General features: G+C 37.2%; 22 protein-coding genes. 13 read left to right on the top strand and 9 right to left on the bottom strand.

Annotation, left to right across the window (positions count from 1 at the left end; all coding sequences use genetic code 11):
- The first annotated feature begins 55 nt into the window (after window positions 1–55).
- Window positions 56–250 (top strand): hypothetical protein, encoded by a 195-nt coding sequence (locus tag RIV7116_RS05115; RefSeq protein ID WP_015117204.1) that lies wholly within the window; start codon window positions 56–58, stop codon window positions 248–250.
- A gap of 227 nt (window positions 251–477) precedes the next feature.
- Here the strand turns inward: RIV7116_RS05115 and bcp are convergent, their stop codons facing one another.
- Window positions 478–969, bottom strand: a complete 492-nt coding sequence (bcp, locus tag RIV7116_RS05110; protein WP_015117203.1) for a thioredoxin-dependent thiol peroxidase — start codon at window positions 967–969, stop codon at window positions 478–480.
- A gap of 254 nt (window positions 970–1,223) precedes the next feature.
- Between bcp and RIV7116_RS05105 the strand changes: the two genes are divergently transcribed.
- A complete protein-coding gene (locus RIV7116_RS05105; protein ID WP_015117202.1) occupies window positions 1,224–1,556 on the top strand; it encodes a hypothetical protein in 333 nt (110 codons plus the stop codon).
- An 83-nt stretch (window positions 1,557–1,639) separates the two neighbouring features.
- Here RIV7116_RS05105 and RIV7116_RS05100 read toward each other — a convergent pair whose 3' ends face one another.
- Together RIV7116_RS05100 and RIV7116_RS05095 are read right to left on the bottom strand one after the other, a co-directional pair.
- Entirely contained in the window at window positions 1,640–4,750 is a 3,111-nt protein-coding gene (locus RIV7116_RS05100; protein WP_015117201.1) for an efflux RND transporter permease subunit, read from the bottom strand.
- 171 nt (window positions 4,751–4,921) lie between these two features.
- Complete coding sequence (locus RIV7116_RS05095) at window positions 4,922–6,466, bottom strand: efflux RND transporter periplasmic adaptor subunit (protein WP_015117200.1); 1,545 nt, start codon at window positions 6,464–6,466, stop codon at window positions 4,922–4,924.
- An 819-nt stretch (window positions 6,467–7,285) separates the two neighbouring features.
- Here RIV7116_RS05095 and RIV7116_RS05090 point away from each other — a divergent pair.
- The 4 genes from RIV7116_RS05090 (at window position 7,286) to RIV7116_RS05075 (ending at window position 11,904) form a co-directional block, all read left to right on the top strand.
- Window positions 7,286–8,227, top strand: coding sequence for an Npun_R2479 family HD domain-containing metalloprotein (locus RIV7116_RS05090; protein WP_015117199.1), 942 nt, complete (start codon window positions 7,286–7,288; stop codon window positions 8,225–8,227).
- 296 nt (window positions 8,228–8,523) lie between these two features.
- The gene (gene fghA / locus RIV7116_RS05085; protein ID WP_157229252.1) at window positions 8,524–9,366 is read left to right on the top strand and encodes an S-formylglutathione hydrolase; all 843 of its coding nucleotides are present in this window, start codon (window positions 8,524–8,526) and stop codon (window positions 9,364–9,366) included.
- A 305-nt stretch (window positions 9,367–9,671) separates the two neighbouring features.
- The gene (locus RIV7116_RS05080; RefSeq protein WP_015117197.1) at window positions 9,672–10,460 is read left to right on the top strand and encodes a Tab2/Atab2 family RNA-binding protein; all 789 of its coding nucleotides are present in this window, start codon (window positions 9,672–9,674) and stop codon (window positions 10,458–10,460) included.
- 211 nt (window positions 10,461–10,671) lie between these two features.
- Window positions 10,672–11,904 carry an MFS transporter gene (locus RIV7116_RS05075; RefSeq protein WP_015117196.1) on the top strand — a complete coding sequence of 411 codons (1,233 nt, stop codon included), beginning with the start codon at window positions 10,672–10,674 and terminating at the stop codon, window positions 11,902–11,904.
- 159 nt (window positions 11,905–12,063) lie between these two features.
- Here RIV7116_RS05075 and RIV7116_RS05070 read toward each other — a convergent pair whose 3' ends face one another.
- Window positions 12,064–12,339, bottom strand: coding sequence for a DUF2470 domain-containing protein (locus RIV7116_RS05070; RefSeq protein ID WP_015117195.1), 276 nt, complete (start codon window positions 12,337–12,339; stop codon window positions 12,064–12,066).
- Window positions 12,340–12,748: 409 nt separating this feature from the next.
- On the opposite strand from RIV7116_RS05070, the gene RIV7116_RS05065 reads away from it, so the two are divergent.
- The gene (locus RIV7116_RS05065; protein WP_015117194.1) at window positions 12,749–13,513 is read left to right on the top strand and encodes a metallophosphoesterase family protein; all 765 of its coding nucleotides are present in this window, start codon (window positions 12,749–12,751) and stop codon (window positions 13,511–13,513) included.
- Between the two features lie 57 nt (window positions 13,514–13,570).
- Here the strand turns inward: RIV7116_RS05065 and RIV7116_RS05060 are convergent, their stop codons facing one another.
- Window positions 13,571–14,434, bottom strand: a complete 864-nt coding sequence (locus tag RIV7116_RS05060; RefSeq protein ID WP_015117193.1) for a M48 family metallopeptidase — start codon at window positions 14,432–14,434, stop codon at window positions 13,571–13,573.
- A 356-nt stretch (window positions 14,435–14,790) separates the two neighbouring features.
- Here RIV7116_RS05060 and RIV7116_RS05055 point away from each other — a divergent pair, with 356 nt between their 5' ends.
- Together RIV7116_RS05055 and RIV7116_RS05050 are read left to right on the top strand one after the other, a co-directional pair.
- The gene (locus RIV7116_RS05055; protein WP_015117192.1) at window positions 14,791–15,336 is read left to right on the top strand and encodes a DUF4330 domain-containing protein; all 546 of its coding nucleotides are present in this window, start codon (window positions 14,791–14,793) and stop codon (window positions 15,334–15,336) included.
- Between the two features lie 551 nt (window positions 15,337–15,887).
- Window positions 15,888–17,633, top strand: a complete 1,746-nt coding sequence (locus tag RIV7116_RS05050) for a hypothetical protein (protein WP_044291528.1) — start codon at window positions 15,888–15,890, stop codon at window positions 17,631–17,633.
- A gap of 154 nt (window positions 17,634–17,787) precedes the next feature.
- Here the strand turns inward: RIV7116_RS05050 and RIV7116_RS05045 are convergent, their stop codons facing one another.
- Window positions 17,788–18,006: a hypothetical protein gene (locus RIV7116_RS05045; RefSeq protein ID WP_015117190.1), complete on the bottom strand. Its 219-nt coding sequence runs from the start codon at window positions 18,004–18,006 to the stop codon at window positions 17,788–17,790.
- 754 nt (window positions 18,007–18,760) lie between these two features.
- Here RIV7116_RS05045 and RIV7116_RS05040 point away from each other — a divergent pair.
- Together RIV7116_RS05040 and RIV7116_RS05035 are read left to right on the top strand one after the other, a co-directional pair.
- The gene (locus RIV7116_RS05040) at window positions 18,761–19,183 is read left to right on the top strand and encodes a RusA family crossover junction endodeoxyribonuclease (RefSeq protein ID WP_015117189.1); all 423 of its coding nucleotides are present in this window, start codon (window positions 18,761–18,763) and stop codon (window positions 19,181–19,183) included.
- 260 nt (window positions 19,184–19,443) lie between these two features.
- Window positions 19,444–19,755 carry a hypothetical protein gene (locus RIV7116_RS05035; protein WP_015117188.1) on the top strand — a complete coding sequence of 104 codons (312 nt, stop codon included), beginning with the start codon at window positions 19,444–19,446 and terminating at the stop codon, window positions 19,753–19,755.
- Window positions 19,756–19,967: 212 nt separating this feature from the next.
- Here the strand turns inward: RIV7116_RS05035 and RIV7116_RS05030 are convergent, their stop codons facing one another.
- On the bottom strand, window positions 19,968–20,867 hold the full coding sequence (locus RIV7116_RS05030; RefSeq protein ID WP_015117187.1) for an alpha/beta fold hydrolase: 900 nt from the start codon (window positions 20,865–20,867) through the stop codon (window positions 19,968–19,970).
- Window positions 20,868–21,339: 472 nt separating this feature from the next.
- On the opposite strand from RIV7116_RS05030, the gene RIV7116_RS05025 reads away from it, so the two are divergent.
- Both RIV7116_RS05025 and RIV7116_RS05020 read left to right on the top strand, forming a co-directional pair.
- Window positions 21,340–21,921: a hypothetical protein gene (locus RIV7116_RS05025; RefSeq protein ID WP_015117186.1), complete on the top strand. Its 582-nt coding sequence runs from the start codon at window positions 21,340–21,342 to the stop codon at window positions 21,919–21,921.
- Between the two features lie 162 nt (window positions 21,922–22,083).
- Window positions 22,084–22,845, top strand: coding sequence for a hypothetical protein (locus RIV7116_RS05020; RefSeq protein WP_015117185.1), 762 nt, complete (start codon window positions 22,084–22,086; stop codon window positions 22,843–22,845).
- Window positions 22,846–23,129: 284 nt separating this feature from the next.
- Here the strand turns inward: RIV7116_RS05020 and ftsE are convergent, their stop codons facing one another.
- Complete coding sequence (gene ftsE, locus RIV7116_RS05015; RefSeq protein ID WP_015117184.1) at window positions 23,130–23,873, bottom strand: cell division ATP-binding protein FtsE; 744 nt, start codon at window positions 23,871–23,873, stop codon at window positions 23,130–23,132.
- Window positions 23,874–24,002: 129 nt separating this feature from the next.
- Window positions 24,003–24,752 (bottom strand): WecB/TagA/CpsF family glycosyltransferase, encoded by a 750-nt coding sequence (locus RIV7116_RS05010; RefSeq protein WP_015117183.1) that lies wholly within the window; start codon window positions 24,750–24,752, stop codon window positions 24,003–24,005.
- Window positions 24,753–25,458: the final 706 nt, after the last annotated feature.

The following is a 25,458-nucleotide window of genomic DNA, read 5'->3' as shown; positions in this document are numbered from 1 at the left end:
TTATACTTAAAAATATCTGAGATAATTGGTATTAAATACATAACAGTTACTTACTATGAGAACTAAGTTCGCTATCCGTAAATTAGTTGAAAGGGCTTTGGTTATTAAGAAATTAACTCCTGAGATAGAAAATGAAATAAATTCCGAACTGACTCAGATGGGTTACATTTCTGACGTTGATTACGAGGCGTTAGAACTTTTGATGGCAGAAATGGATGCCGGTAGAATTAAGTTAGTTCCCAGCCTTTAATGTATAAAGGGTTTGAAGCTAATTTTTTCTAAAATTTGACAACAAGTTAGAAAGAGCAACGATTTTTTCTGTTTTAATCAAAATTAATTATAAATAAGCAGTAGTGACGGCGCGGGTAACTTCATGATTTGCCATCGCTGAATTTTTTGTTGCGAATGGTAATGCAAGCGGCACTCTTCAATTTAATATTGCATTGAACACCTATAAGGTCGAAAAATTTAATCGCATCAAGTTATAGCAAGCAATTCCTGCAACTTGCTAAACACTTTTTCAACATGACCTTTAGTTCTTACATTAGACCATATATAAGCTAAGCGAGCATCGGGTGTAATCAAAAAAGTTGAACGTACAACTCCCATATATTCCTTGCCCATAAACTTTTTTAATTGCCACACCCCATAAGCTTCGCACACTTCTTGCTCTGGATCGCTTAAAAGCTGAATGGATAAATTGTATTTGTTGATGAATTTGCAGTGAGACTTTTCTGAATCGGGGCTAACTCCTACAATCTTCGCTCCTATCTCATCAAACTTAGACTTGTATTCACTAAAATCTTTCGCTTCCACAGTACAACCTGGGGTATTATCTTTAGGATAAAAGTAGAGAACAAGCCAACTCGATTTAAAATCTTCAAGCCTGACCAAGTTTCCATGTTGATCGACTGCGCTAAAAGATGGGGCTTTCTCTCCCATCTTTATAATATTGGAAAGCTGTGACATAGTTTTTTGCGCTTAACAATTAGACGAAGAATAGATGCACATACCTGTATAATTCCCTGTAAAAGGTCAAATATAGGCAGTTACGGGAATTTAATTGATTTGCTATACATAGTTTGATAAGTTCTTTTATACTTTTTTGTATTTTTTTTTAATTGCTCAATATTATCTTAATATACATAAACAATAATATTTAAAAAAAATCTTCAATTATTGATACCATAAAACTTGATTCAAGGATTGCAATAATTTAATTTATGAATCATATTTCTAGAAATTTCGATATTCAAAGACGTGTTTCAGAGTTACCTTTGAGCGAACAAAAATTTTTGTTTTCTTGGCTTGGTTCTCACATAGCGAAACGGGAATTAGAGGAAAAATTCGAGATTCCAAAAAAGCCAGGGCGTGAAGTTATAGAAATTCGACGTATGGGAAATGAAGCTTACACCTTAGAGAAATATGAGTGTAACAAAGCAAGATGCTTCTGCAAAACGACGTTGACAAAGCATCAAGCATGGTTTGGTTATCAATGGCGAAAAGATAGAGTAGTTTCTTGGTACGTTGGTAAGGAACTCGCTGAGAAATTGTGAACTATAGAGTGGGAGTTGGATATGGGGTATTAGCGGCAGAGGAGCAAGAGGGGGAGACAAGGAAAAATTTTAAATCCTAACTCCTAGCTTGCTGGTGGTAACTTAACTGTTTTATCTGCTTCGATAACTCGACGTGCTGTTTTCTTCTTAAAACCGTATTTCACCATATCGATAATCCAATGCTGAAAGTTATCAATGTAGGTAAACAACACTGGTACTACAACCAAGGTTAATAATGTAGAAGTTGTGAAACCGCCGATGACTGCAACACCCATTGATTGCCGGACTTCTGCACCAGCGCCAAGTCCTAATGCTAAGGGGAAAGTACCTGCAATTGTAGAAAGAGAAGTCATCAAAATCGGTCGCAAGCGAGATACCCCAGCATCTAAAACTGCTTGCCGCTGGCGTTTACCTTGCTCTAAACCAATAATTGCATAATCTACTAAAAGAATGGAGTTTTTGGTGACAATTCCTAGTAGTAATACGATACCAATCAAAGCATATAGTCCTAAGGCTTTTTGAGCTATCAACAATGCGAGTAAAGTACCCCCTAGACATAAAGGTAGCGCCACCATAATAGTGATTGGGTGCAGGAAATTATTATATAAAATAACCAGAATAGCGTAAATCATCATTACTGCTAAACCCAATGCAGCACCGAAACGTCCGAAAATGTCTTCCATAATTTCAGCATCTCCAGCCGAACGTCGCATTACTTCTGCGGGTAAATTTTGCATCGCACTTAGCTGATTCACAGCCTGCAATCCGTCTCCCAAGGAAATACCTTGTAAATTAGCTTCCACAGAAACTTGACGCATTCTATCAAAGCGATTGATAGTCGCCGCACCACTACCAAAACGGATATCTGCAACCGCTAATAAAGGCACCAGACCGCCATTTTGAGAGGGGACTTGGAGATTTTTTATATTAATGATGTCTTCGCGGGCTTGGGAGTTGATTTGTACTCGAATGGGAATTTGACGGTCGGGAAGATTATATTTTGCTAAATTAGCATCGCCATCGCCGATAGTCGCCAGACTTGCAGTACGTGCAATTGACTGTACGGTAACACCTAAATCTGCGGCTCTTTGTGGATCGGGTACTACCAAAATTTCTGGTTTCACCAAACTAGCTGTAGAAGTTGCTTCCACCAATCCCGGTATGCTTCGCATCTGCTTTTCTAAATCATCAGCAGCTTTTTTCAAGGCTTGGGGATTTTCACTTTGCAAAACTATAGTTAAATCTTTTCCACCACCCACTGCACCAGTACTTTGAAAACTAATTCTTGCTCCTGGAATTTGGGCAAACTGCGGACGTACTTGTTCTTCAAACTCGCTTTGAGAATCTCGTTCTTCTTTAGGCTTCAATCTAATGGTAAGGTTCGCCGAACCAACGTTTTCTGTGGATAAAACGCTTTCAACCGCAGGGCTTTGCGTAATTAAATTTGTCGCTTGCGTCACCACTTGCTTGGTGTCCTCCAAAGTTGAACCTGGTGCTAGTTCTATAGATACCCCAGAAATACCAACATCGGCTCCATCAACCAAACCCTTAGGAATCATCGGTACCAACATTAAGCTACCAATAAAGAAAGCTAAAGCCAGCAGTAAAGTAGTGATGCGATGACGCAAAGCCCACCTGAGCGTGGAAGCGTAGGGTTGGAAACGACGAAAAGATTTGGGATTATTTTTTTTAACCTTGAACCTTTGATTTTCAACATTCTTTGACTGTAACAAATAGGCTCCCATCATCGGCGTTACCATCCGCGCTACTGCTGTGGAGAATACAGTCGCGGCAGTAACTGTCATGGCGAAGGGTTGAAAAAATTGACCGGGAATTCCGCCCATGAATGCAACGGGTAGAAATACGGCTACAATTGTCGCCGAAGTCGCAATTACTGCTAAACCCATTTCTGCTGAAGAGTCAAAAGCCGCTTGCTTGGGTTCTTTACCCATACCCAAGTGCCGTTCCATGTTTTCAATTTCTACAACGGCATCATCTACTAAGTTACCTACCGCTAAACCCAAACCCAACAGTGTCATATTGTTGAGAGTGTAGCCTAAAGCAAACATTACCCCAAAGGTAGGAATAATTGATAAAGGTAAAGTTACTGCTGTAATTAAAGTTGCTCGCCAGTTGCGTAAAAACAACAAAATCACTATCACAGCTAATACAGATGCTATTAATAGTTCATTCATCGTACTTTCGTAAGAATTACGAACAAAAGTAGCTCTAGTAAAAATCAATTCCATTTTTACGTCTTGAGGAAGAGTTTTTTTCAGCTTTTCAACCTCAGCTTTTGCTCCTTCTTCCACTGCTACCATGACACTACCAGTACTACGCAATACCTGAAAAGCAACTACTGGTTTGTTATTCAAGCGTGCTGTTTGACGTACTTCACCAAAGCTGTCTTCTACATTTCCTAAAGTAGACAAAGCAACCGAACCACCATTAGGAAGAATAATTTCATAATTTCTTAAAATGTCTACACTTTGGGCACTACCTAAAGTACGGATACTTTGCTCGCTTCCTCCAATTTCAGCGCGACCACCTGGTAAATTAATATTAAAAGCTCGTAATTGGTCGTTTACCTGAGTAGCGGTGATACCTAACGATTGCAAGCGTTCTGGATCGAGATTAACGCGAATTTCTCGGTCAACTCCCCCTACACGGCGGATTTGGGCTACACCTTTTACAGATAGCAAAGCACGGCTAATAGTTTCATCAACCAGATTACTTAACTCTTCTACAGAGCGTTTATCCGAACTGACCACATAAGTCATCACAGCGCTACCGGAAAACTCCAGACGCTGCACGATTGGGTCATTAATATCTTGAGGAAGACTCTGACGAATTTGGGCTATAGCATTACGCACATCATTAGTCGCGCGATCGCTATCGATTCCTAAGTCAAAGTTAATAGTAGTAGTAGAAACGCCATCGGTAACAACCGACCGCAATTCATCAATGTTGCCCAAGCCAGCAACAGCGTCTTCAATTTTCTTAGTTACTTGAGATTCAAGTTCTGTAGGACCTGCACCAGGTTGAGTTACCGTAACTTGAACCGCAGGAATATCAATATTGGGGTTGGTATCAATACCCAAAGTATTGAAACAAAACCAGCCAACTATAGTAAGAATTAAAAATAAAACTATTGTAGGAATTGGTTTTTTGATCGACCAAGCGGAGACATTCATCTTAGTTAGTAGTTAGTAGTTAATAGTTGTTAGTAAAAAATAATTTGAAAAATTCAACCTTTGACCTTTAACCTTTGACCTTTGACCTTTAACCTTTAACCTTTAACCTTTAACCTTTAACCTTTGACCTTTAACCTTTGACCTTTAACCTTTGACCTTTAACCTTTGACCTTATTGTTTCGCCACCCGTACTTTGTCGCCATCTTTTAAATACCCAGCACCGTTCACGACAACGCTTTTTCCGGTTTGTAAGCCACTTTTAATTTCTATTTTTCCGTCTTTGAGGATTTCTCCGGTTTCTACTTTTCTACTGCTGGCGATTTTGTCTTCATTGATTGTGAATACTATTGCGCTTCCGTCGGGTTGAGGGAGTACTGCTTTTTGGGGTATTGCTAGAGCCATATTTGTGTCAGTCACAATTGCAGCGCGAGCAAACATTCCCGGTTTGAGTAATTCTGTAGGCGGTAAGTCAATTTTTACTGTGGCTTCGCGTCGTTGTTGATTGACTACTGGCTCTATTTCTGTAACTTTTCCTCGCAATTTAACCCGATTGTTTGCATCAGTTGTAATTTGGGCTGGTGCGCCAATTTCTATCTGAGATAATTGAACTGTGGGGACTTTGGCTTGTAATTCTAAATTTCCTTGACGAATTATTGAAAATAACTTTTGGGTTCCACCAACTACTGTTCCTACTTGGGTTTGCGGTGGTACACCAGTAATATCTCCGACTCTGGCTAATTTTTCGGCAACTATTCCGGAAACGGGAGCGCGGACTACAGTTTGTCCCAATTGAGTTTTTAACTGTTGCACTCTAGCTGTAGCGCTACGAACACCTGCTTGAGCGCTGTTAACCTTCGCTTTAGCGCTGCTGATGCTTGCTTGAGCGCTATTTACATTAGCTTGAGCGCTATTTACATTAGCTTGAGCGCTACGAATATTTGCTTGTGCAATGCGTACTGCTTCTTTTGCAGTTTCAAAATTAGTTTCAGCAGTTTCAAATAATTGCTTACTGATAGCACCTTGATTGGAAAGCTTTAAATTGCGCTGGTAATTTCTTTGAGCTTCTCTAAGTTTTGCTTTGGCTTGTGCTAAATCGGCTTGTCTCTGCTCGACTGTTGCTTGATTTGATATTACATTTGCTCTACTTGATTCTAAAGCTGCCTGTCTGGAAGACAAATCTGCTTCTCTAGAAGCGACTTCGGCTTGTTGAGATTCGACTTCTGCTTTTGCTTGACGGATTTGGTCTTGTAGAAGCGAATCGTCTAAAACTGCCATTACTTGATTTTCTTTAACGGAATCTCCCTGTTTAACCAGAATTTGCTTGACTTGCAAACCATTAGATTGAGGTAATACCGGAGTCAATTCACTAGCTGCAACAGTACCAGTAACATTAAGATTACGAGCAACTTTAGTAAATTCGACTAAAGCAAGATTAACAGTCATTGCTGGAGCAAGCGCTTGAGTAGATGGATTTGCTACCTTTGGTTCGCTTTTGGGACGATTGCCTAGCAGACGCATTCCTCCCATAGCTATTCCAATACCTAGAGCCATACCCATAAGCATTATTGTCCACCAAGGACGCTGCTTGCTGGTTTTGGGATAATCTTTGAACGTAGTTTCTTCGATTACTGTTTCTTCTTCTGCTGGAATATCGGAAAAATTCGAGTCCCCTGCTGTCATTGCTCCACCTCCTACCCTACCGCGAAAATACGGCATTACTTAAGAAAAGTTGAAATTTATTACTATATATTAACTATTACCCATTTTTTGGTGCATTGGCTGTAGTTTTGGCTGAATTTAACCATGACAAAAGTCACATCTTTGCGATCTCAAGCTATTTTCTCTTGTTTTATTTCTCTTCTTATATATGATGAAAAGCTTTTGTAGAGAGGTTTTCGATCAGTTTACAACAATTATTTGAGGGCGAACGGCGTCACATCACTCATAGTCTTGAGATCGCTGCCCCAGATTGTTTTGATATGAAAAATAATTAATAATCGATTTTATGTCTCTATGAATGGATGCTAATTTTCTTATGAAGTCGGTGTATATATTTTGCAAATTTTGGGTAAGCTCTATTTATGTAGTCTCAGCTATGATTTATTCCTTTCTGCAAACAAAAATCATTCAATATAGAAAATTATATAGAGATTGATATAAAAACTGATTTGAGGATTGCGGACTAAATTCTTTTAGAATGTAGATGTTTACATGTTTTTTTCAACATCGTTAAAAATATTTTAATATAGAAAACATTTGAAACAATCACTTACTATATGCTTTAGAATAAATTAATTTATAAAATAAGCTAATTTATTATTATCTAAAAGAAATTAGCTTAGTCTTTTATCAATACTTTGATTGCAATGCTACCAGAAAATATACAAATTAATTATTTGTATGATAAATATATCAAAGTAATATTAAAAATTGCATCACCAGATTTTAGACTCAAAGCCGAACTGATAATTAATAGCTGAAAAATTGCTTTGAGGCAAATAGGATAAAACAATAAATTATTAACAGGGTCAAAATATGTTTAACGCAACTGAAGTCCTAATAGATGCTTTTGTAAATAGAGTTAGAGAAGGCTACCATCGTACTTACGGAAGCTTAAAAACCGACTACCAGGATATTATTGCTTGGGTCGGAAGTATGGCTTTAGAGAATATTGCTAACAGCGATGCTTTGTACCACAACGTAGAACATTCAATCTTAGTAACCCTGGTGGGGCAAGAAGTTTTACGCGGTAAACATATACGAGAGGGTGGTGTTTCTAGTGAAGATTGGCTGCATTTTATTATCTCTTTGCTATGTCATGATATTGGCTATGTAAAAGGAGTTTGTCGGCAAGATAGAGAAGAAGAAGGTCTTTATGCTACCGGTAAAAATGAGGCAATGATTTCTTTACAGCCAGGGGCTTCAGATGCTAGTCTGACACCTTATCATGTTGACAGAGCAAAACTTTTTATTGACGAACGTTTTGGCGGTCATAAATTAATTGATTCTGAAGTTATAAAATCTAATATAGAATTAACTCGCTTCCCAGTACCCGCAGCAGAAGACCATCAAGAAACGAAGAATTATGCAGGTTTAGTGCGTTCTGCCGATTTAATTGGACAATTAAGCGATCCACGTTATCTGAAAAAAATTACTTCTCTATTCTATGAGTTTGAAGAAACTGGCATGAATAAAATTTTAGGTTATAAAAATCCTGCGGATTTACGTAACAATTATCCTAAGTTTTATTGGAATGGTGTTTATCCTTATATCAAGGATGGACTGCGTTACTTGTCTTTAACTCAACAGGGAAAACAGATAATTGCTAATTTGTACTCAAACGTGTTTGTTGTAGAGCATGAAAAACCGCAAGAAAAACACGTATACCTAGACAATTTAGAAATGAGAGAAGTGGGGATGAAAGAATTCTCTGAAAAAAAAAGCAACACAGTGAAAGCAAGAACAAGAGTTAGTTAGCTACAGATGGGGTGTTGTAAGTTGTTAAATCTTTTACTTTTTGCAATTTAACAGCACTTGTTAATAACTATTGATAAAATTACTTAGAATCGAGAAGCCCGGTTTTTTCCTACAAACTGGGTTTCTTGGCGTTTAAGATTTTTGTGTCAAACTCATAATCTATTTTTGAACAATTTCTCAACAAATTGCTTAATTAACCAAACCGGATTTTTGCAAATAGGTTTTTGCACAAATAAGCCGGTAGGATAATGAATGGCAGCAAAAATCATATACTAACTACAACTATTAAATTTTTCATGTCTTTGACACTCGATTCCGAATATACAAGCTTCGGTGGAAAACTTGGCTTTTACTCTCACCCTTCAGCTACGTGTAATGGAAAAATGCGCTTCAGCGTTTACCAACCTCCCCAAGCTAAATCCCAATCCTTGCCAATTCTGTATTTTCTCTCCGGTTTAACTTGTACTGAAGAAAACTTTATGGTCAAAGCAGGAGCGCAGAAATATGCAGCAGAGCATGGTTTAATCTTAGTGGCACCAGATACCAGCCCCCGTAATACCGGTATCAAAGGTGAAGATGATGACTACGACTTCGGTACGGGTGCGGGTTTTTATGTTGACGCAGCCGAAGAACCCTGGTCGAGTCATTATAAAATGTACAGCTATGTGGTTAAAGAATTACCCGAATTAATAGCCGCTAATTTTCCCGTACAAAAAGAGAAGCAAAGCATATTTGGTCATTCTATGGGCGGACACGGCGCTTTAATTTGTGCTATACGAAACCCCCAAAAATACAAATCAGTTTCAGCTTTTGCACCTATTGCTGCGCCCATTCAATGTGCTTGGGGAGAAAAATGTTTTAGCAATTACTTAGGCAAAAGTAAACAAAGCTGGCGCGATTATGATGCTAGTGAATTAGTCAAACAATTTGGTTTTGATGGTGAAATTTTAATTGACCAAGGTACAGACGATCAATTTCTTCAGCAGCAACAACTGCTGCCTGATATTTTTGAAAAAGCCTGCAAAGAAGTCAATCAACCTTTGAATATACGATATCAACAAGGCTACGACCACAGTTATTATTTTATTTCTACTTTTGTGGAAGACCATATTATTCATCATGCAAAAGCTTTGCAGTGAACAGTTAATAAGTTAACAGTTAACAGTTAGCAGTTAACAGCGAGCAATGATAAGTAATGAAGTTTGCTTGCTCTTTTGAATGACAATATTTTTGTTATACTTCGGTTTTTTATTTATATATACACATAAAATTAATAGAAAGTATAGTAACAATATTAACTGTCTGAATATAATTTTCTTTTAGTCAAAGTAATAAATGAAGTATCAAATTATGATTGAAATTAATTAACAATCACCGTTCACTGTTCACTGTTCACTGTTCACTGTTCACTATTCCCTGTTCCCTGTTCACTGATAACTGTATTATGTTTTGGCAAATTGATTTTTATCGTCGTTCGCAACCGGAGAAATCGGGACAGGTTTTATGGGATTTATCGATTTGCGATTCAACTCTTGAATTGAAATATGAGGCAACTTGTCCCCAGTCAGAAGCTAATTCTAGCTGGGTAGTTTCTCAAATTCAACAAGCAGCATCGGATAGCCTACCAGATGTTATGCAAGTTTTTCGTCCCCAGTCTTTAAGTTTAATTGAACAAGCTGGAAAGATTTTAGGAATTAAAGTCGAAGCAACTCGCAGAACTATTGCTTTAAAAACATGGTTGAAACAAAAGCAGCAATTTACAGCTTTAGATAAGCCACCGCCGGTACCTTTATCTGAAAATATTTGGGGAGATAAATGGAGTTTTGCGACTCTACGGGCTGGCGATATCGGTGATTTTTTTTCGGAACGCCCAATTCCGATTTTAGAAACACCCGATTTGTTATTGCCGATTAATATGGGTTTGGCTTCAACAGTACCTGTTCCGGGTGTAGTAATTTATGGTGGACGCAAATCTATGCTTTTAGCGAGATGGTTAAAAGAAAATCGCCCTGTAGCTCTAAATTACATTGCTGGTGCCCCAGACGGTTTGGTATTAGAAGCGGGTTTAGTAGACAGATGGATTGTGGCAACATTTGAAGATGAGGAAGTTTCACAAGCTGCCGCGCTATATCAACAACGCAAGCAACAAAGCCAAGGATTACATTTCTTGTTAGTACAGCCAGATGACTCTGGAATGACTTATACCGGCTTTTGGTTGTTGCAGGAAGTTTGATGATTGTTAGTTTTAATTTCGTAAATTCAATTCAAAGATTAAAAATGATTTTGTCAACTATCTTAAGATAGATTGCTTAATTAAAATACATCTCTACTAATTGAGGAAGTTTAAAGAAATATCAATCAGCTAAGCTACAGGAGAAACCGCCAGTTAGAATTTTCTGTAAAGAATAGACCGAATTCTGGCAATATTGACTCTAATTCAGTACATGAACTTGAAAAATTCAAGGGAACAGTCTAAATTACCCCTCCAGTTTTGGATTGTTACCCTGGTTGCCTTTATAAATTCGGTTAGCTTTACGATAATTATTCCACTACTGTATCCCTACGCGAAGCAGTTTGGATTGAATGATTTTCAAGCAAGTTTGCTGAGTACCGCTTATGCATTACCTCAATTTGTTGGTACTCCTATTTTAGGAAGGCTTTCAGACCGTTTGGGAAGAAAACCTTTACTAGTAATAAGTCTGCTGGGAACGGTTTTATCTGGTATTGTTGCTGCCGTAACTCCTGTAGCTTGGTTGTTGTATCTAGCGCGTATATTTGATGGTTTAACTGGTGGAAATACTTCTATTGCTAGGGCTGTAGTTAGCGATATTACAACTGTCGATCAACGTGCTAAAGCTTTTGGCATTTTTGGTGCTGTTTTTCGTTTGGGTTTTGTCGCTGGCCCAGCATTAAGCTATGTAGCGCAGCAGTTACCTACAGTTAGAGGTGTAACTTCATTGGGAATGAGTTTCATCGTAGGTGCGGCTATAGCTTTGCTCGCAAGCATTTTGACTATTTTCTTCTTACCAGAAACTTTGCCACCTACTAATAAACAGCCATTTCATTTAAGTTGGAGCGACTTTGGCTTTATCAAAATTTTTCAGTCCGCAGTTCGTCCAAAACTAGGAAAGCTTTTTGTTCTAACTTTTTTAAGCGGCTCTACTTTTACAATTTTTACTTTTGCATTTCAACCATTTGTACTCAAAGTTCTTAACCAAGATGCGAAAACATTAGCAATTACTTTTGCTGTCGTTGGCATGTTGGGGTTTATCTCTCAAGTTGTGGCGCTTGACCCACTGAGGAAAAAATTTAATTTAATTGATATTCTATCTTTGGCATTATTTGCGCGTGGAATCACCTTCTTATTGATTCCTACTTTTCCCTATCTAACTGCATTTTTTATAATTATTGCAGTTTTTGGGTTTGTAAATTCTTTTCCAATGCCGTTAATAGACTCAATTTTATCCTTAAATAGTACCGAACGGGAACAAGGAGAAATTCTGGGAATTAATGCATCTTATCTAAGCATTTCCAACGCTATTGGACCGCCGATTTCAGGTATGCTCGTCAGTCTTGGTTACAAAAGTCCTTTCTGGATTACAGGCGTACTTACTATTCTCACAGCCTGCTTTGCTTATACACTTAAACCTGAATTTAAATGCGAAGGTAATAGGTAATGGGTAATGGGTAATGGGTAATAAGTAACAGTCCCGATAAAAAATCATTACCATAAAAGTTTTCTCCCCCTGCTTCCCACGCCTCCCCTGCTCAAGAATGCTCTTTCAAATCAGAGGGAAGAATTAATGATTCCTAACTCCTCACCCCTAACTCAAAATTTATTTCCTTACCTGCTTCAACATATCAATTAATGTATGGTGAGCATCTTCGGCATTTTTCAAAGTATGGTCAAATTTAATTCTGAGGGGCACTTCTTCGCCATTTGCCTGAGCTTGTAAATTCATCCCTTCAGCATCAATAGAAAGCATTGTCGCTGCTGTCGCATCCTTTAAATCGCCATAAGCCTTAGCGTAAAGTGCCACAGCCTCCGCATGGTCGTCGTTCATGTGCTTACAAATGCGATCGCTAACTTGGGTAGAAAATTCTTCTGACATTACGTACTCCGATAAATCAACTTTCTCAATCTGAATTTTAAAACTTAATTGCTTTATGCAGCTACTTTGCCGCAAAACTTCTATGAGCAAGATCCAAGAAATTTCAAAAAATTTATTATCTGTAAGTGCCTTAACCAATATTCAAGCTAAAATATCGTATTCTCACTCAAGACAATATGTATTTTAAAAGACATTTATTTAAAAAAAAAGTAATTATACGGATACGATATTTAAGCAAAAGAAAAAGACTCTTAGTGATTAATTAGTAAGGTTTGTAACATTTCATTCTTTATTAATGAAATTGATTTTATTAAACTGATGCATAGAAAATTTTTTACATTTTCTTACTGATTAATAGTGATTTCTACTGAATCAGGAATATAAAACAAATTTATTGAAGTCCACACCCATGAGTGCAACTAGCCACCGTCGTATAGTTATAGGGGATGTGCATGGTCACTATCAAGGCTTGATGCAATTGTTAGAGGCGATCGCCCCAACGGCAGAAGATAAAATTTTTTTTCTGGGGGATTTAATAGATAGAGGTCCCCAGAGTTCCCAAGTGGTAGATTTTGTTAAGGATAATTCTTATCCTTGCTTGCTCGGAAATCACGAGCATATGCTAATCAAAATTCTTAGAGATAAAAATGCTTCCACTCCCAGCGTACAAGGATGGCTTTACAGTGGTGGGCAAGCAACTTTAGCAAGCTATAAAAACGGTAAAGTACCTCAAGAACATCTCGAATGGTTTGAGAGTTTACCTTTATATATAGATTTAGGAGACATCTTTTTAGTCCACGCAGGTATTGATCCTTCAAAAACCATAGAAGAACAAAAAGCAGAACAATTTTGCTGGATTAGAGACAAATTTCACAGCATTCAAAAACCTTATTTTTCAGATAAAGTAATTATCGTCGGTCACACTATTACTTTTACGTTTCCTGGAATTGCACCTGGAAAAATTGCCAGAGGTGCCGGTTGGCTGGATTTAGATACAGGTGCTTATCATCCCCGTAGCGGTTGGCTGACGGCATTCGATGTTACAAATCGTCAGGTGTACCAAGCCAACATGTTTAAAAAGCAAGTCCGTACCTTACCTGTAGAAGAAGCATCAGCAAAAGTAAATGTGACTTCACTAAAAGTCAATCGTAATAGCAGCAGGTTATGGGCTTGAGGGATTCAAGGTTAAAGGTTAAAGGTTAGAAACTCCTAACCCCTAACTTCTAAATCTTTATAATAATTGTCGGATATTTCTCCGGTATGCAGTTGTGCTTAAACCATCTTTACCTTTACTGGGTTTTGCGTTAACCCAACTTTGAAGATATTGCACCCGATTACTAGGTGAAGGGTGAGTACTTAAAAATGTCGGAACTCCACTCCTGCTTTTGCTTTTTAACTTCTTCATGAAGGAAACCATTGCTTGAGGAGCGTAACCTGCATCTGTAAGCATTCTTAATCCACGTCTATCGGCATCGCGTTCGGCTCCACGACTGTTAGGACGACGATAACCTAACTCAACTCCCAGCTGAACCAACCTGCTATTTTCGACACCTGCTGCTGTAGCTAAACCTCTAGCGATCGCAGTTTTCTTCATCTGCTCTACTACATGTCTACCTTCAATATGAGCAATTTCGTGAGCAACTACACTTGCTAATTCGGCTTCATTGTCGGCAGCCTTAATTAGACCAGTATTAATATAGACATACCCACCAGCAGTAGCAAAAGCATTAATGCTGTCATCTTTGACTACCTGGAATTTATACGGGATTTTCTTCCGAGTATTTTGGGCTTCTAAACGCTTACCAATTCTTTGTATGTAGTTGTTGATTTGAGAATTGCGGTAAAGTTTAATATCGCTTTTGACCAGTTGCTGATTTATTTGTCTGCCAAGCCGAACTTCTTGCTTGTCTGATATATTAGAAAGTTGAATTATTTGGGCACCTTGAAAAAGTATATCCCAGATAGAAATACCTAGAGCCGAAGATGGTGTAGTCAAGCACAGGCTAAATGCTAAAACTACAGAAATTAACGGATAAAAGAATCTTTTTCGTAAGGAACGGAAATTTAAATAAAATTTTGTTTTTTCAATCATCATCAAGTTCGAGGAGGTTTTAGAAGAACGTAAGTTATAAGACGATAAATAGCCTTATAAGTTGCAGGTCTTAGTTATTACTAAGTCAAGCCACAATCGGTTATCTAGTCTGCTTGACTTAACAATAGCTTTGCTGTTAAACATGGCAACTAATTGTGCATTCTTTCATGAAAGCCATGAAAAGTAGTGTTATTAATAAATTGTCCTATAACGCGAAGGAAGAAAATAGTAGTAAAATTTGCTCTTTCATCCTTTATGCTTTTTTTGCATATCAGATATCTATTAACTTCTACTTCTAGTAATTTCATCTTCGCTTATATCAATCCTCATATCCCATCTGTAAATAGGAAAAATTCATTGTGTCTATAATAGATTCTAAAGGTCGCTTATTCGGTAAATTCAATATTCTAGATATCGGAGCTTTACTAGTAATATTACTAGTAATAGGAGGTATTTTTTTATTCCCTGGAACCACTGGCTCGGTAGCTCAAGTAGGTACCACAACAAAACCCATCGAAGTTGATTTAGTTGTTCGGGGATTAAAAGTACGCGATGTAGATAGATTATCTGAGGGAGGAGGGTTAAAAAAAGGAGAAAAAACCAACGTTATTATCCGCAACCAGCCCTACGGTCAAATTCCCATTAAATCCATTCAAGTACTACCTAGAAAAATTATTGTAACTCAACCCGATGGTACCGTTAAATTAGTCCCAGATCCCAGAGAAAATGTCTTTAGCACAGATATGCTTTTGACATTAGCAGGTAAAGCAACAATTACCGATAGCGGTCCTGTTTTGGGTAATAGTAAAGTAAAAATTGGAATGCCTTTTGAATTAGAAGGGTTTAATTATAACTTCAGAGGCAGCGTGATTGATGTCAGGGTTGGTGATGAGGTTGAAAGTTAAAGGTAAATACTAAATACTAAATACTTTGATTTTAATCCTTTATTTATGCATTAAATTCAATTAAATTACGAGTTATTATTAGTCTCCCGTTAGCAGCGAGGGGACTATTTTTTATATTTTTTTGATAGCACATTAATTAATCAAACATAATCCAATTTTAGGGTGTGTTAGACCCATGATTGTATATCAAATTAAACGATAATTTATATGATGCTCTAACGCACCATCCGAGTCTAATAAATAAGTAGTTAAACATAATTAATTACACAATGTCATTGCGAGTGAAACGAAACAATCGCAAGATTTAGGGCTAATTTTTTAGCTTTTAATAAGAGTAAATAATTTTGTTCACTTACTTAAATCAGAGAAATAATTATGTTAAAACCTTTAACATGAAACATTTTATCCTGAAAACTATCACCTTCAGCTTGCTTTTCCTTTCTGCAAGCTGCAATCGCACTAATGCAAAAAACGAATCAACACTGCAATTAGAAACTAAATTTCAACAGCCACTTTTACAAGAATCAACGAAGAATCAATGGACACCGCAGATGGAAGCAGAATTCCAGCAGCGTGCAAAACAAGTAATTACAAAACTCGCTGGTAAGAACTACGGAACTACATCTTTTGAAAGCGAAAAACGTTCTTATCCCAAAGCGATGATTGATTTTCTTGCGGGAAATCGCGACAAAGCTATTGCTTTTCTTCAAGCTGAAGATGCAGATGCTAAAAGTCATCCACATACTTTGGGAATTGATTTTTATTCCAGCTTTACTCTTAAAGGGCAAGTTCGTAAATATTTTTATTTTGGTAAATATCTTAGCCCGGAATATCGTCAGCGAATGAAACAAGCCATGCAGCTTCTGACAGCAGAAGATCCCTTAAAGCGTCGTTTTCCCGAGCGCCGAAAATTCTGGGCTAGATCGACGGATAATTGTGATAGTTGGGTGGATTGTCGTAACACTGACAATTTAAAAGCAATGCGGAATAGTGCGGTATATTTATTTGCTGAAGAAACGGGAAACGAAGCAACAAGGCAAGCATATAAAAAACGCATTCAAAGAAATATCAGCACTTTGTATCAAATTGGACAAGGTGAATGGGATTCGGAAAACTACCTCGGGCATACCATTACCGCTTATCTGAATCTTTATGATTTTGCTAAGGATAAAGAAGTGAAATCTATTGCTAAAGCTGGATTAGATTGGCTTTTAGCTTCCGGTGCTTTGAAATATTGGCGGGGTGGATTTGGTGGCGCAACTAAGCGCGACTACGGAAAAGGAAATTGTGTTTGGTGTGCTTTATCTACCCATGAATTAGGACTGTATTTTAACGATTCACCAATTGAAGATCCCAAACCTTCTCCAGATTCAGTTCATGTAATTACCAGTAGCTATCGTCCCCATCCAGCAATTGTTGCTTTAGCAAAAAAGCAGTTTGCTAAACCAGTAGAATTGCTGAATTCAAAGCCTACTTATGAAAATTGGAAACCAGGTAACGATACTGCGCCGCAGTTTCATGAAACCTTGTATTTTGGTAATAGTTTTCAACTAGGTACTTTGGCTAAAGGCTCCGGTGGTGACTGGAATGGTTTTAAGATGATGGCTTTTAATTCCAAACGTGGTGTAGATTATTTTATTGCAGCGACGGGTAATAACCCCAATAAAATATCGACATCTAGCGTTGGTGGTGACAATATTGCCCAATACCGCAACTTAGTAATCTTTCTCAACGACAAACTAGAAGCACCTTTTCAATTCTTTTTACCTAAATCAGCCAAGATAGAAACCAAAAACAACATCACCTTTATTCGCTACGAAAAAACATGGTTGGCTTTAACACCAATCAATCTTGATATTGAAGGAATTAATGCCGATAAAACTTCTAAACTAAGTAAAAGATATCCTCAAGAGCAAATTTTAACTGCTACCGGCACTGGAAATACCTACAGCGGATTTGCATTAGAAATAGGTGAAAAGCAAACTCACGGAAATTTTCAGCAGTTTCAAAATTCGATACTTACAAAATCTCGCTTAGATATAAATCAAATTAATAACGGTGTAGTTGAATATCAAGGTGTTGCAGGAAAAGTAAAATTACAGCATCAAGCTTTAGACTTACCTAAAGTTTGGCGAAATGGTAATTTACATGATTGGAAAAATAACTTTGCTGTTTACCAAAATTCTGAAGGGGAAAAAACACCTATTTATCAAGGTTGGAAACAAGGTGAATTGAGAATTGAAGCGGGTAGTTACAAATTTAACCTCACCCCGCCCTCCGGGCACCCCTCTCCTTGACAAGAAGAGGGGAAGGGGAGAGGTTTATGTTGAACAATAGCTATTTCCTTTTTCAATACCGACTTTACCTATAGGAATCCGTTTTGAATATTGAAAAATCTAGGTATTTGTAGGGTGTGTTACGACGCTAGTCTAACGCACCGAAACCCTTACATCATCGTGCGTTGCGCTTCGCGACAACACACCCTTGTATTGCAGCTTCAGCATTCTTCTTACCCCGCAACTTATTCCAAATCTTCTTGCGGAGTTCATCCATCTTTTGCAAAGCAGCTTCGGTAAACTTCTCCGCGAATTTACCGGCTCCACCTTCAATAAACTTACCAAAAGCTAAAGTTGCGATCGCAGTAGCAGTTAAAGTAGCGGGTTCAGCCATAACCGTAAATTGACTCCGTTTGCTTTACACTAATTGTAAATTACTAGTATTTTGTCTTCCGCTTCAATTTTACGGTTTCCGGATTTATACTTACTGCAATTTTATGTAAAACCGCTTTTTTAATCGCTGCTGCTATACAAAAATTCAAAATCCTTATTTTTATTGATAGTAAAAAGTCTATTTACTCAAATATTTATCAATCAAAAACACATTGTTGTTCAAATAACTTTGTTATCTAAATTATATCTGATAAAAATTATTGTTCTGCTAAGTACAAAAGTCAAACATTATAGCTAAATTTAACTATGTGGTAACCAAAAATTGTTGATGTTTAATATTTTCATATGTTAGCGTGTAAGTGTGAAAAAGTCATTTAAGGGTAGTATTTAAAACTATTTTTCAGGGTGTTAATACAGATACATAAAAGTAAATGACTCCAGAAGCGATAAAGTATTTTTACTAGTTATTAATCTTTGCACCCTTAAATTGCACAGAATAATCATAGAGTTCGCTTGCTCAAAAGTCAACTCAATAATTGTTACTTAAATCCCTCAAATTAATTCTAAAATGTATTTCAAGTTAAAGGTGAAAACTACATTTTAGTTAATAGCAACCGCAAGACTTGAAGTCTAGACTAAATCTACGACCGCTGCGAGATAATCGAATGCGAGCTAATTGACGGGCACCCTTAAAAGTTATTTTTTAAATTTTAAGAAAACCCTTGACGCTTACACCTAACTAAGAGATTTTCTCAATGCTGCCATTTGAATTTGTAGTAATTGGTAAACCGGTTTCTCACCAAAATAAAGTACGCAAGCGCGTCAGTGATTGGAAGAAACAAGTTCGTGAAACTGCCGAATCTTATTGGGAACAAGACTCTCCTTTAGGAGATGATGTCCAAGTTATTATTACTCATTATTATGATGCCGATCCGGGTGATGAATCAGCCGTTCCGGATAGTGACAATATAGTAAAACCAATTAGAGATGCTCTGAATGGTTTGATTTATGTTGATGACTATCAGATTACTGATTTTATCAGTCGTCGTCGCAATCTAAATGGTTCTTTTAGAATCAAAGGTATTTCTCCAGCATTAGCGGAAGGATTTTCTCAAGGTGAAGAATTTTTGCACATCAAAGTTGAGGCTGCACCAGACCCTGGAGATTTGTCTTTATAAAAATAATCTGATGCTGCATCTACCCCAATATCCGAGTATATTTAACTATCAATTGACTGCGATTAAGCGCTTATTAAATTATATAATAAGCGCCTATTCTAATATAATTGTTATTAAAAGTCTTATTAATTAAGCTTCGTTTAAGTAATAAAAATAATTATCAATATTGCAATCCATTTAACAGGAATATCTTTATAGGTTTGCTCTATAATAAGTAAAGTGATTAATATTTTACTCCTAGCAACTCTGTGTAATTAGATATGAGCTATCAGGACAATCAAAACCCCTTAGAATATCGGCGACTCTTAAAGCTTGCCAAAGAATACCGAGAACAAGGTTATTCAGTAACTATTAATCCGTCTTCCGAAAAACTACCTAAAGTTTTAGCAGATTGTTCGCTTGATTTGATAGCTGTAAATGATAACAAGGTTGTTGCTGCGAAAGTTAGAACAAGACAAAATCTTAGCTGTAATGGTTCTGAAGATTTACGTCGCATTAGCAAGTCAGTGCAGCAGCTTCCAGGCTGGGAGTTTGAACTAGTTGTTACGAATTCGCGTAGAAAAGCTAGTTAAGTTTTGAAGTAGGAAAAATAATTTCTGTTTTCTACTCAAACCACTTGGCACAATTCAAAAATAATAAAGTATAAGCTTTTGTAAACCTTAGCTTTATTTGTGCTTCTCTTCGATATTTGTCAGGTTATTGATAGGGAGTTTCCCATGTATATAACTACATAAGTCATCAGTCACTATCGATGCGGCTGATGACTTATTACTATTTATTATTTTTATTGATTTAGCAAAGGTATAAACTTTTTGATTAAACCAATTGTTACCCCTGGTAATTCCAATTGAGGTGTTAAACCAACATTTTCTAACTTTTGAAAAATTTTAATGACTTGAGGATTCATTTGCGCGAGACGCTGTCCAATTTCTGGCCCGGTAAATTGTGATTTTTGTCCCCAAATAATCGCTGTAGGTATTGTCAACTGTTCAATATACTGCGATAAATCGAAGCATAAATCTCCCCTAACAAAAGATAAAGCTGCATATTCTGCATTTTCTTGTTTCGCAGATTCTAAATAAGCTTCTACTATTTCTTCGTAAACCCGATTGGAATTAGCAAATTGCCGTTGCTCTAGAAAACTACGAATACCACCGCTAGTTGCAACCCCCGTACTGTAAATCAATTTATCCAGAATCGGCGTACTAACTAGCTGTGCAAAAAAGCTGCGGGAATAGTTTTCGCCAAAATCCGAAAGTCCTGATGGGGTAGTTAGAATCAAAGACTTAAATAGTTCCGGATTGGTTATAGCGACTCGAATGGTAAACGCTGCTGTTAGGGAAGAAGCAATGACTTTTACGCCACCGTCACAGACTTGCTGTAAAAATTCCTTAATCGTAGTTAAATAATCTTCAACTTGGTAGTTTCTTACTGGATGTTCCGATTCACCCCAACCGATTAAATCCGGTGCAATGATGCGATATTCTGCTGCAAAGGCTGAGTAAACCTTTGACCATTCGTAAGCAGAAGAACCACCACCGAACCCATGTAAGAATACCAAGGTTTCTTTATCCGTAATGGCAGTTATTTCATCCTGCCAAGGAGAGCCTGTATTGGTATAGTAAATCATCCTGCCTAATGATGTATTTACCGAGCAGCGCTCAAACCCCAATGGCTGAAACATAGATATTTTTGTTAATTGTTGTGATTATTTTATGACAAGCAAAAGTTACGCTTCCATAAAGATTGCAACCACTTTAATTATCAGCTAAATCTTCACATAATTACTTCTAACTTTGGAGAGATTAAGTAGATGTGAAATTACTGCCTAAGTTGTAAAGATTCAGTGTTTATTTTTTCAGTATATAAAAAATTTTAGCTTGAAATTACTATAGTTTCAACAATAGTACTGGTATCTACAATAACTCAGACCTAAATTTTGCAGCCGGACTTTTATGGTACTCTATTCCTATTAATCACCGACGTTATAGATGTTATGGGAGCGTTAAGAAAGCTCAGAACCTTCTTTACTGACTTTTTACTGTAATTGTTCTGGGCACTCCTTATTAATTGAAATATTTGTACGCTCTTAAATCTAAAGCAGTCGGAAACAGACAGTTCTTCCCTATTTAGTAATTTTTATTTTTATCTAAGCAATGGTAAAGCAGGCTAGTTTTCAATCAGGTGTAACAACGGTTGAGGAGCCTTTCTTTAAGCTTGACAACCTTAATAGTTATTCTCAAAGTTTTACATCAAAATATGCGAATTTGCAATGTTCGCAAAATCATACGACTAATACCCCTGTAGCTGAATGTACTTTCTTACAACTTGACAATCTGCAATGCTTTGAAGTAGTGGATCGTCAGTACGAAAGTAAAGGAGTATTATTTAGTAATTGTATAGCTATAGAACCTTCAAATCCAGCATTTCCACCCCATTCAGGATTAATCGTATTAATGAGTTCGCCTAAAAGCGGATTACTAGAAGCTACTTTTGTAAATCCCGTTCATTCAGTTAGTGCTTTTGTTACCAGTTCTCAGCGATTAATGCTGTCTGCTTACGATGAATCTCGCCAACTCCTAGATCGTGCGATATTACCATCAGGTAACCTTGCTAACTCAGACTCTTCATTAGCTCCGAATACTTTATTGTCGGTAACAGCCCAAAACATCCATTCTATTTGCTTTCATGCTTTCGAGGCTCAATTCACCGTTGACGACCTAAGTTTTTCTTATTAATATTGCAAACAGCAAATATTACTTTTATAATTCCTGGCAATTTTGAATCAGTGCCTTTTAGTGATAGATTTTCTGGTAGATATATTATATATTCTTAGTCTTGATAGATAACTATACCCAACAGTAAATCTTAAATAGTAGTAGGTAAGCAACGTGGCAAAAATGGCTTCGTCTTATTGGCAGCAATTCATGAAAAATATCCCCTTAAGGGAGCTTCCGCAATCAAAGACAGGAGCCAGGAAAGGAAAAATATCGCTTCCGAAGAACCCTTCAAATTTTCTTTGGTTTCTGACGATTGTCGTTGCCATGCTTTTGTGGAACCCAAAATTATTAATTGCTAGCGGCTCGGGTATTTTTGTGATGTTATTAGTCTACTCAATGCCGCATTGGGATTGGTCTAAATTCTTATTTAAAGTACGTAATTTTCTGCAAACCACAAACGGACGTTTATTGCTAGCAGTTGCAAGTGGTGTTATTACTTGCTTAGGAACCTATACAGCTGCAACGATTTGGGTTGACGCTCCTAATGCTTGGATTGCTGCTGGTGCAATTGCCCAAGGTTTGGCAACTGTAACAGTTTTAATATTGTTAGCTCGGTTGTCGATCAACTTACACGGAAATCAAGAACAAGATAAGTTAGAGCAATTCTTAGAAAATTTGACAGATGCAGATCCCCTTAAACGTCTAATTGCAGTGCGCCAATTGACAAAATTGGCGACTTCTCAACAACTTGAGCCTGAAACGAAAACGTATATTATCCAATGCTTACAAATGTTGCTCACCAATGAAACAGAAGCAACAATCCAAGATGCAGCTTTCGATAGTTTACAAACATTAGCACCAAACAAAAAACTAGAACAAAAAAGTATGGACGCTGCTCTCATACCGTTTTCAGTTAAAGCAAAAAACCGGGTTTCGTGTTGATAAGTACTTAGGCAAATTTAATTGTGCATTTGTGATTGCGAGTTGAACGTTAGCGAAGCTTGTCCCCGAAGGGAACATAGTGAAACCAAGCATTCACCTGTTCCCCGGAGGGGTTCTCGAAGAGTAAGGTGTGGATCATCGCAAGACTCTGGGATTGCTATGTCCTGACGGACACGCTCCGCTAACGCTGTCGCTCGCAATGACACAAATAATTTTGCATACGCACTTATTATTGCCAATAGGGCATGACATGGGGAGTTAAAAGTAGAGAAAAGTATAATTTTTCACTGTTCGTAAACTTTTCCATCTCGTACTTGTATTACTCTTTGGTTACAGCGTCTTACTAAATGCTCGTCGTGAGTAGTAACAATAACTGTGGCCCCAAAAGAATTTAACTTACGTAATATTTGTATTATTTGCCAAGAATTATCTGGATCTAAATTTCCCGTTGGCTCATCTGCTAACAGTAAGGGCGGGGTTGCAACAATTGCTCTTGCCATGCTTACTCGTTGTTGCTCTCCTCCAGAAAGTTGATCTGGAAAATAATTAGCCTTACTCAGTAAACCTACTAACTTTAATGTCGGCTCTAAACGTCTTTGAATTTCCTTACGGGTGTAACCTTGGGCTTGAAGTACAACAGCGATATTTTCCGTTACCGTTCTTTGTGAAATTAATTTATAGTCTTGAAAAACAATACCAATACGTCTTCGCAATAACGATAAGCTATCGCCACGTAACGATGATAAATCGCATTCATCAACAATCACTTCTCCTTGCGTTGCTAATTCTTCACCATACAGCAACTTCAATAGTGTTGATTTACCGGAACCACTTGGTCCTGTAATAAATAAAAATTCTCCTTTTTTGATGCTTAAGTTGGCATCCAATAAAGCATTGACCCCATTAGCATAAGTTTTTTGAACAGAACGCAGCTTTACCATTAGCTTACTACCGTTGTCTAAATCATTTTTTTGATTGTGAAAATCGGTAGATTTACCAATAGTGTTATTGGGTGTAATTACTGGCATGGCTCTTTATGAAAATTAAATAAAAAATGGCATACAAAATAAGTATTCCCAGGCTTACCCTAGGAATATCAAATCTTTATTTATTACACTTAAAAAAATTTTGTACTACAAATCTACGAATACTAAAGCTCAAGCCCCTTTAGTTTTTACGCCGTAAATTAAGGCTTTAAAAGCAAATTTAGGTAAAGCTAACATTCGTTTCCATCGCCACGGTTCTTGATAAAGACGATATAGCCATTCCAAATTATTATCCCCCAGCCAAGCAGGAGCGCGAGTTTTAGCTCCCGACCAAATATCAAAACTACCGCCTACACCAACCCAAGTAGCTTGCGGACATAAGTGACGATTCTGTTTTATCCATAACTCTTGACGGGGTACTCCCAAACCGACATAAATAACTTGCGGCTGCATTTTAGAGAGAGTAGAGCGTAATTCTTCTTCTTCCTCTGGAGAATGATAGCCAGAATGAGTTCCCGCTATATTCAAACTAGGAATTTGCTTTTGCCAGAACTGTGCCGCGATTGCTGCTGTTCCTGGCTTTCCTCCATAGAAAAATACCGTCGAATCAGGAGAATTTTGCCCAACTTCCCATAATAGTGCTTCTGCTAGTTCGATTCCCGGAATTCGACGCACGTCTTGCTTTAAAAGCAGTCGTAAATATAAAACCACGCCAGCCCCATCTGGAATTACCAAGTCAGCAGCTTTAATTATATTTGCCAGATTTTCATCTCTTTCCGCTTGCATAGTCATTTCTGCATTTAGCGTTACTACATGAGTTCCTATCCTCTGCTGCAAACGCTCTAACAGGTAGCCCGAGTAGTTAGTCGCTACATGTATCGGTAGTCCTAGAACCGAGAATTCTTTATAGCCTTTAATCATACTTGATTCTAAATTTGCCTCACACCTTCGTCAAATACGAAGCTAGTTTATCAAATTTGTTCCTTTATTGTTTGTGTTGCAATTTTAGCTACAGCTTTATTATTTCTGTAATTATCAAAATACTAATATTAATAAATGAAAGTAGACTTTTTCACCGCAATTTGTAACAAAGATTACTAAATATTATTTCACTGATGAATAATTAAAAATACCTAAAAAAAAGGCGCAACTTATTATTTTGTCACTTTTTATTCTAAGTAGCATTTTGATATACATTGTTAAACAAATAATTGCCGATCAACTGACGGCATCTTTCAAAACGCCAGTATACTTTTAACAAAGGAGGTTGAAACAACTAATAGACATATGCTGTCTTTCACCCACAAGCGTAAAGCTTTTCAGACATAAATTACGATTGTAATGGTAATATTAACCACTCAGGGGTATTATCGCTAATTAACTCTTACAGAAGAAACTATATTCTAATCTTCTTCTTGTATTGAATACTGTTAAATAGGCTGTAATTAACTCAAATTGTATATTTATAGCTTTTGCTATAAGGGTAGCGATCGCCAAGACTGATAATATCTCAACCACAATCAAGGTGAGTTTTATGGCATTAACGGCATTAACAGTACAGATGTGAATGAAACTGTATCTTAATAGACTTTTTAGTAAACTCAATTTTACAGTTAATAGTTTAACG

The sequence above is a fragment of the Rivularia sp. PCC 7116 genome (assembly GCF_000316665.1).
Classification (GTDB): Bacteria; Cyanobacteriota; Cyanobacteriia; order Cyanobacteriales; family Nostocaceae; genus Rivularia.
The sequence above is the reverse complement of the archived record's forward strand: the minus strand, read 5'-3'. Positions and strand labels throughout refer to the sequence as shown.

Bases quoted from the DNA above. Each gene is read 5' to 3' on its own strand.
- RIV7116_RS05115 (WP_015117204.1), top strand. From the start codon at position 56: ATGAGAACTAAGTTCGCTATCCGTAAATTAGTTGAAAGGGCTTTGGTT.
- bcp (WP_015117203.1), bottom strand. From the start codon at position 969: ATGTCACAGCTTTCCAATATTATAAAGATGGGAGAGAAAGCCCCATCT.
- RIV7116_RS05105 (WP_015117202.1), top strand. From the start codon at position 1,224: ATGAATCATATTTCTAGAAATTTCGATATTCAAAGACGTGTTTCAGAG.
- RIV7116_RS05100 (WP_015117201.1), bottom strand. From the start codon at position 4,750: ATGAATGTCTCCGCTTGGTCGATCAAAAAACCAATTCCTACAATAGTT.
- RIV7116_RS05095 (WP_015117200.1), bottom strand. From the start codon at position 6,466: ATGCCGTATTTTCGCGGTAGGGTAGGAGGTGGAGCAATGACAGCAGGG.
- RIV7116_RS05090 (WP_015117199.1), top strand. From the start codon at position 7,286: ATGTTTAACGCAACTGAAGTCCTAATAGATGCTTTTGTAAATAGAGTT.
- fghA (WP_157229252.1), top strand. From the start codon at position 8,524: ATGTCTTTGACACTCGATTCCGAATATACAAGCTTCGGTGGAAAACTT.
- RIV7116_RS05080 (WP_015117197.1), top strand. From the start codon at position 9,672: ATGTTTTGGCAAATTGATTTTTATCGTCGTTCGCAACCGGAGAAATCG.
- RIV7116_RS05075 (WP_015117196.1), top strand. From the start codon at position 10,672: ATGAACTTGAAAAATTCAAGGGAACAGTCTAAATTACCCCTCCAGTTT.
- RIV7116_RS05070 (WP_015117195.1), bottom strand. From the start codon at position 12,339: ATGTCAGAAGAATTTTCTACCCAAGTTAGCGATCGCATTTGTAAGCAC.
- RIV7116_RS05065 (WP_015117194.1), top strand. From the start codon at position 12,749: ATGAGTGCAACTAGCCACCGTCGTATAGTTATAGGGGATGTGCATGGT.
- RIV7116_RS05060 (WP_015117193.1), bottom strand. From the start codon at position 14,434: ATGATGATTGAAAAAACAAAATTTTATTTAAATTTCCGTTCCTTACGA.
- RIV7116_RS05050 (WP_044291528.1), top strand. From the start codon at position 15,888: ATGGAAGCAGAATTCCAGCAGCGTGCAAAACAAGTAATTACAAAACTC.
- RIV7116_RS05045 (WP_015117190.1), bottom strand. From the start codon at position 18,006: ATGGCTGAACCCGCTACTTTAACTGCTACTGCGATCGCAACTTTAGCT.
- RIV7116_RS05040 (WP_015117189.1), top strand. From the start codon at position 18,761: ATGCTGCCATTTGAATTTGTAGTAATTGGTAAACCGGTTTCTCACCAA.
- RIV7116_RS05035 (WP_015117188.1), top strand. From the start codon at position 19,444: ATGAGCTATCAGGACAATCAAAACCCCTTAGAATATCGGCGACTCTTA.
- RIV7116_RS05030 (WP_015117187.1), bottom strand. From the start codon at position 20,867: ATGTTTCAGCCATTGGGGTTTGAGCGCTGCTCGGTAAATACATCATTA.
- RIV7116_RS05025 (WP_015117186.1), top strand. From the start codon at position 21,340: ATGGTAAAGCAGGCTAGTTTTCAATCAGGTGTAACAACGGTTGAGGAG.
- RIV7116_RS05020 (WP_015117185.1), top strand. From the start codon at position 22,084: ATGGCTTCGTCTTATTGGCAGCAATTCATGAAAAATATCCCCTTAAGG.
- ftsE (WP_015117184.1), bottom strand. From the start codon at position 23,873: ATGCCAGTAATTACACCCAATAACACTATTGGTAAATCTACCGATTTT.
- RIV7116_RS05010 (WP_015117183.1), bottom strand. From the start codon at position 24,752: ATGATTAAAGGCTATAAAGAATTCTCGGTTCTAGGACTACCGATACAT.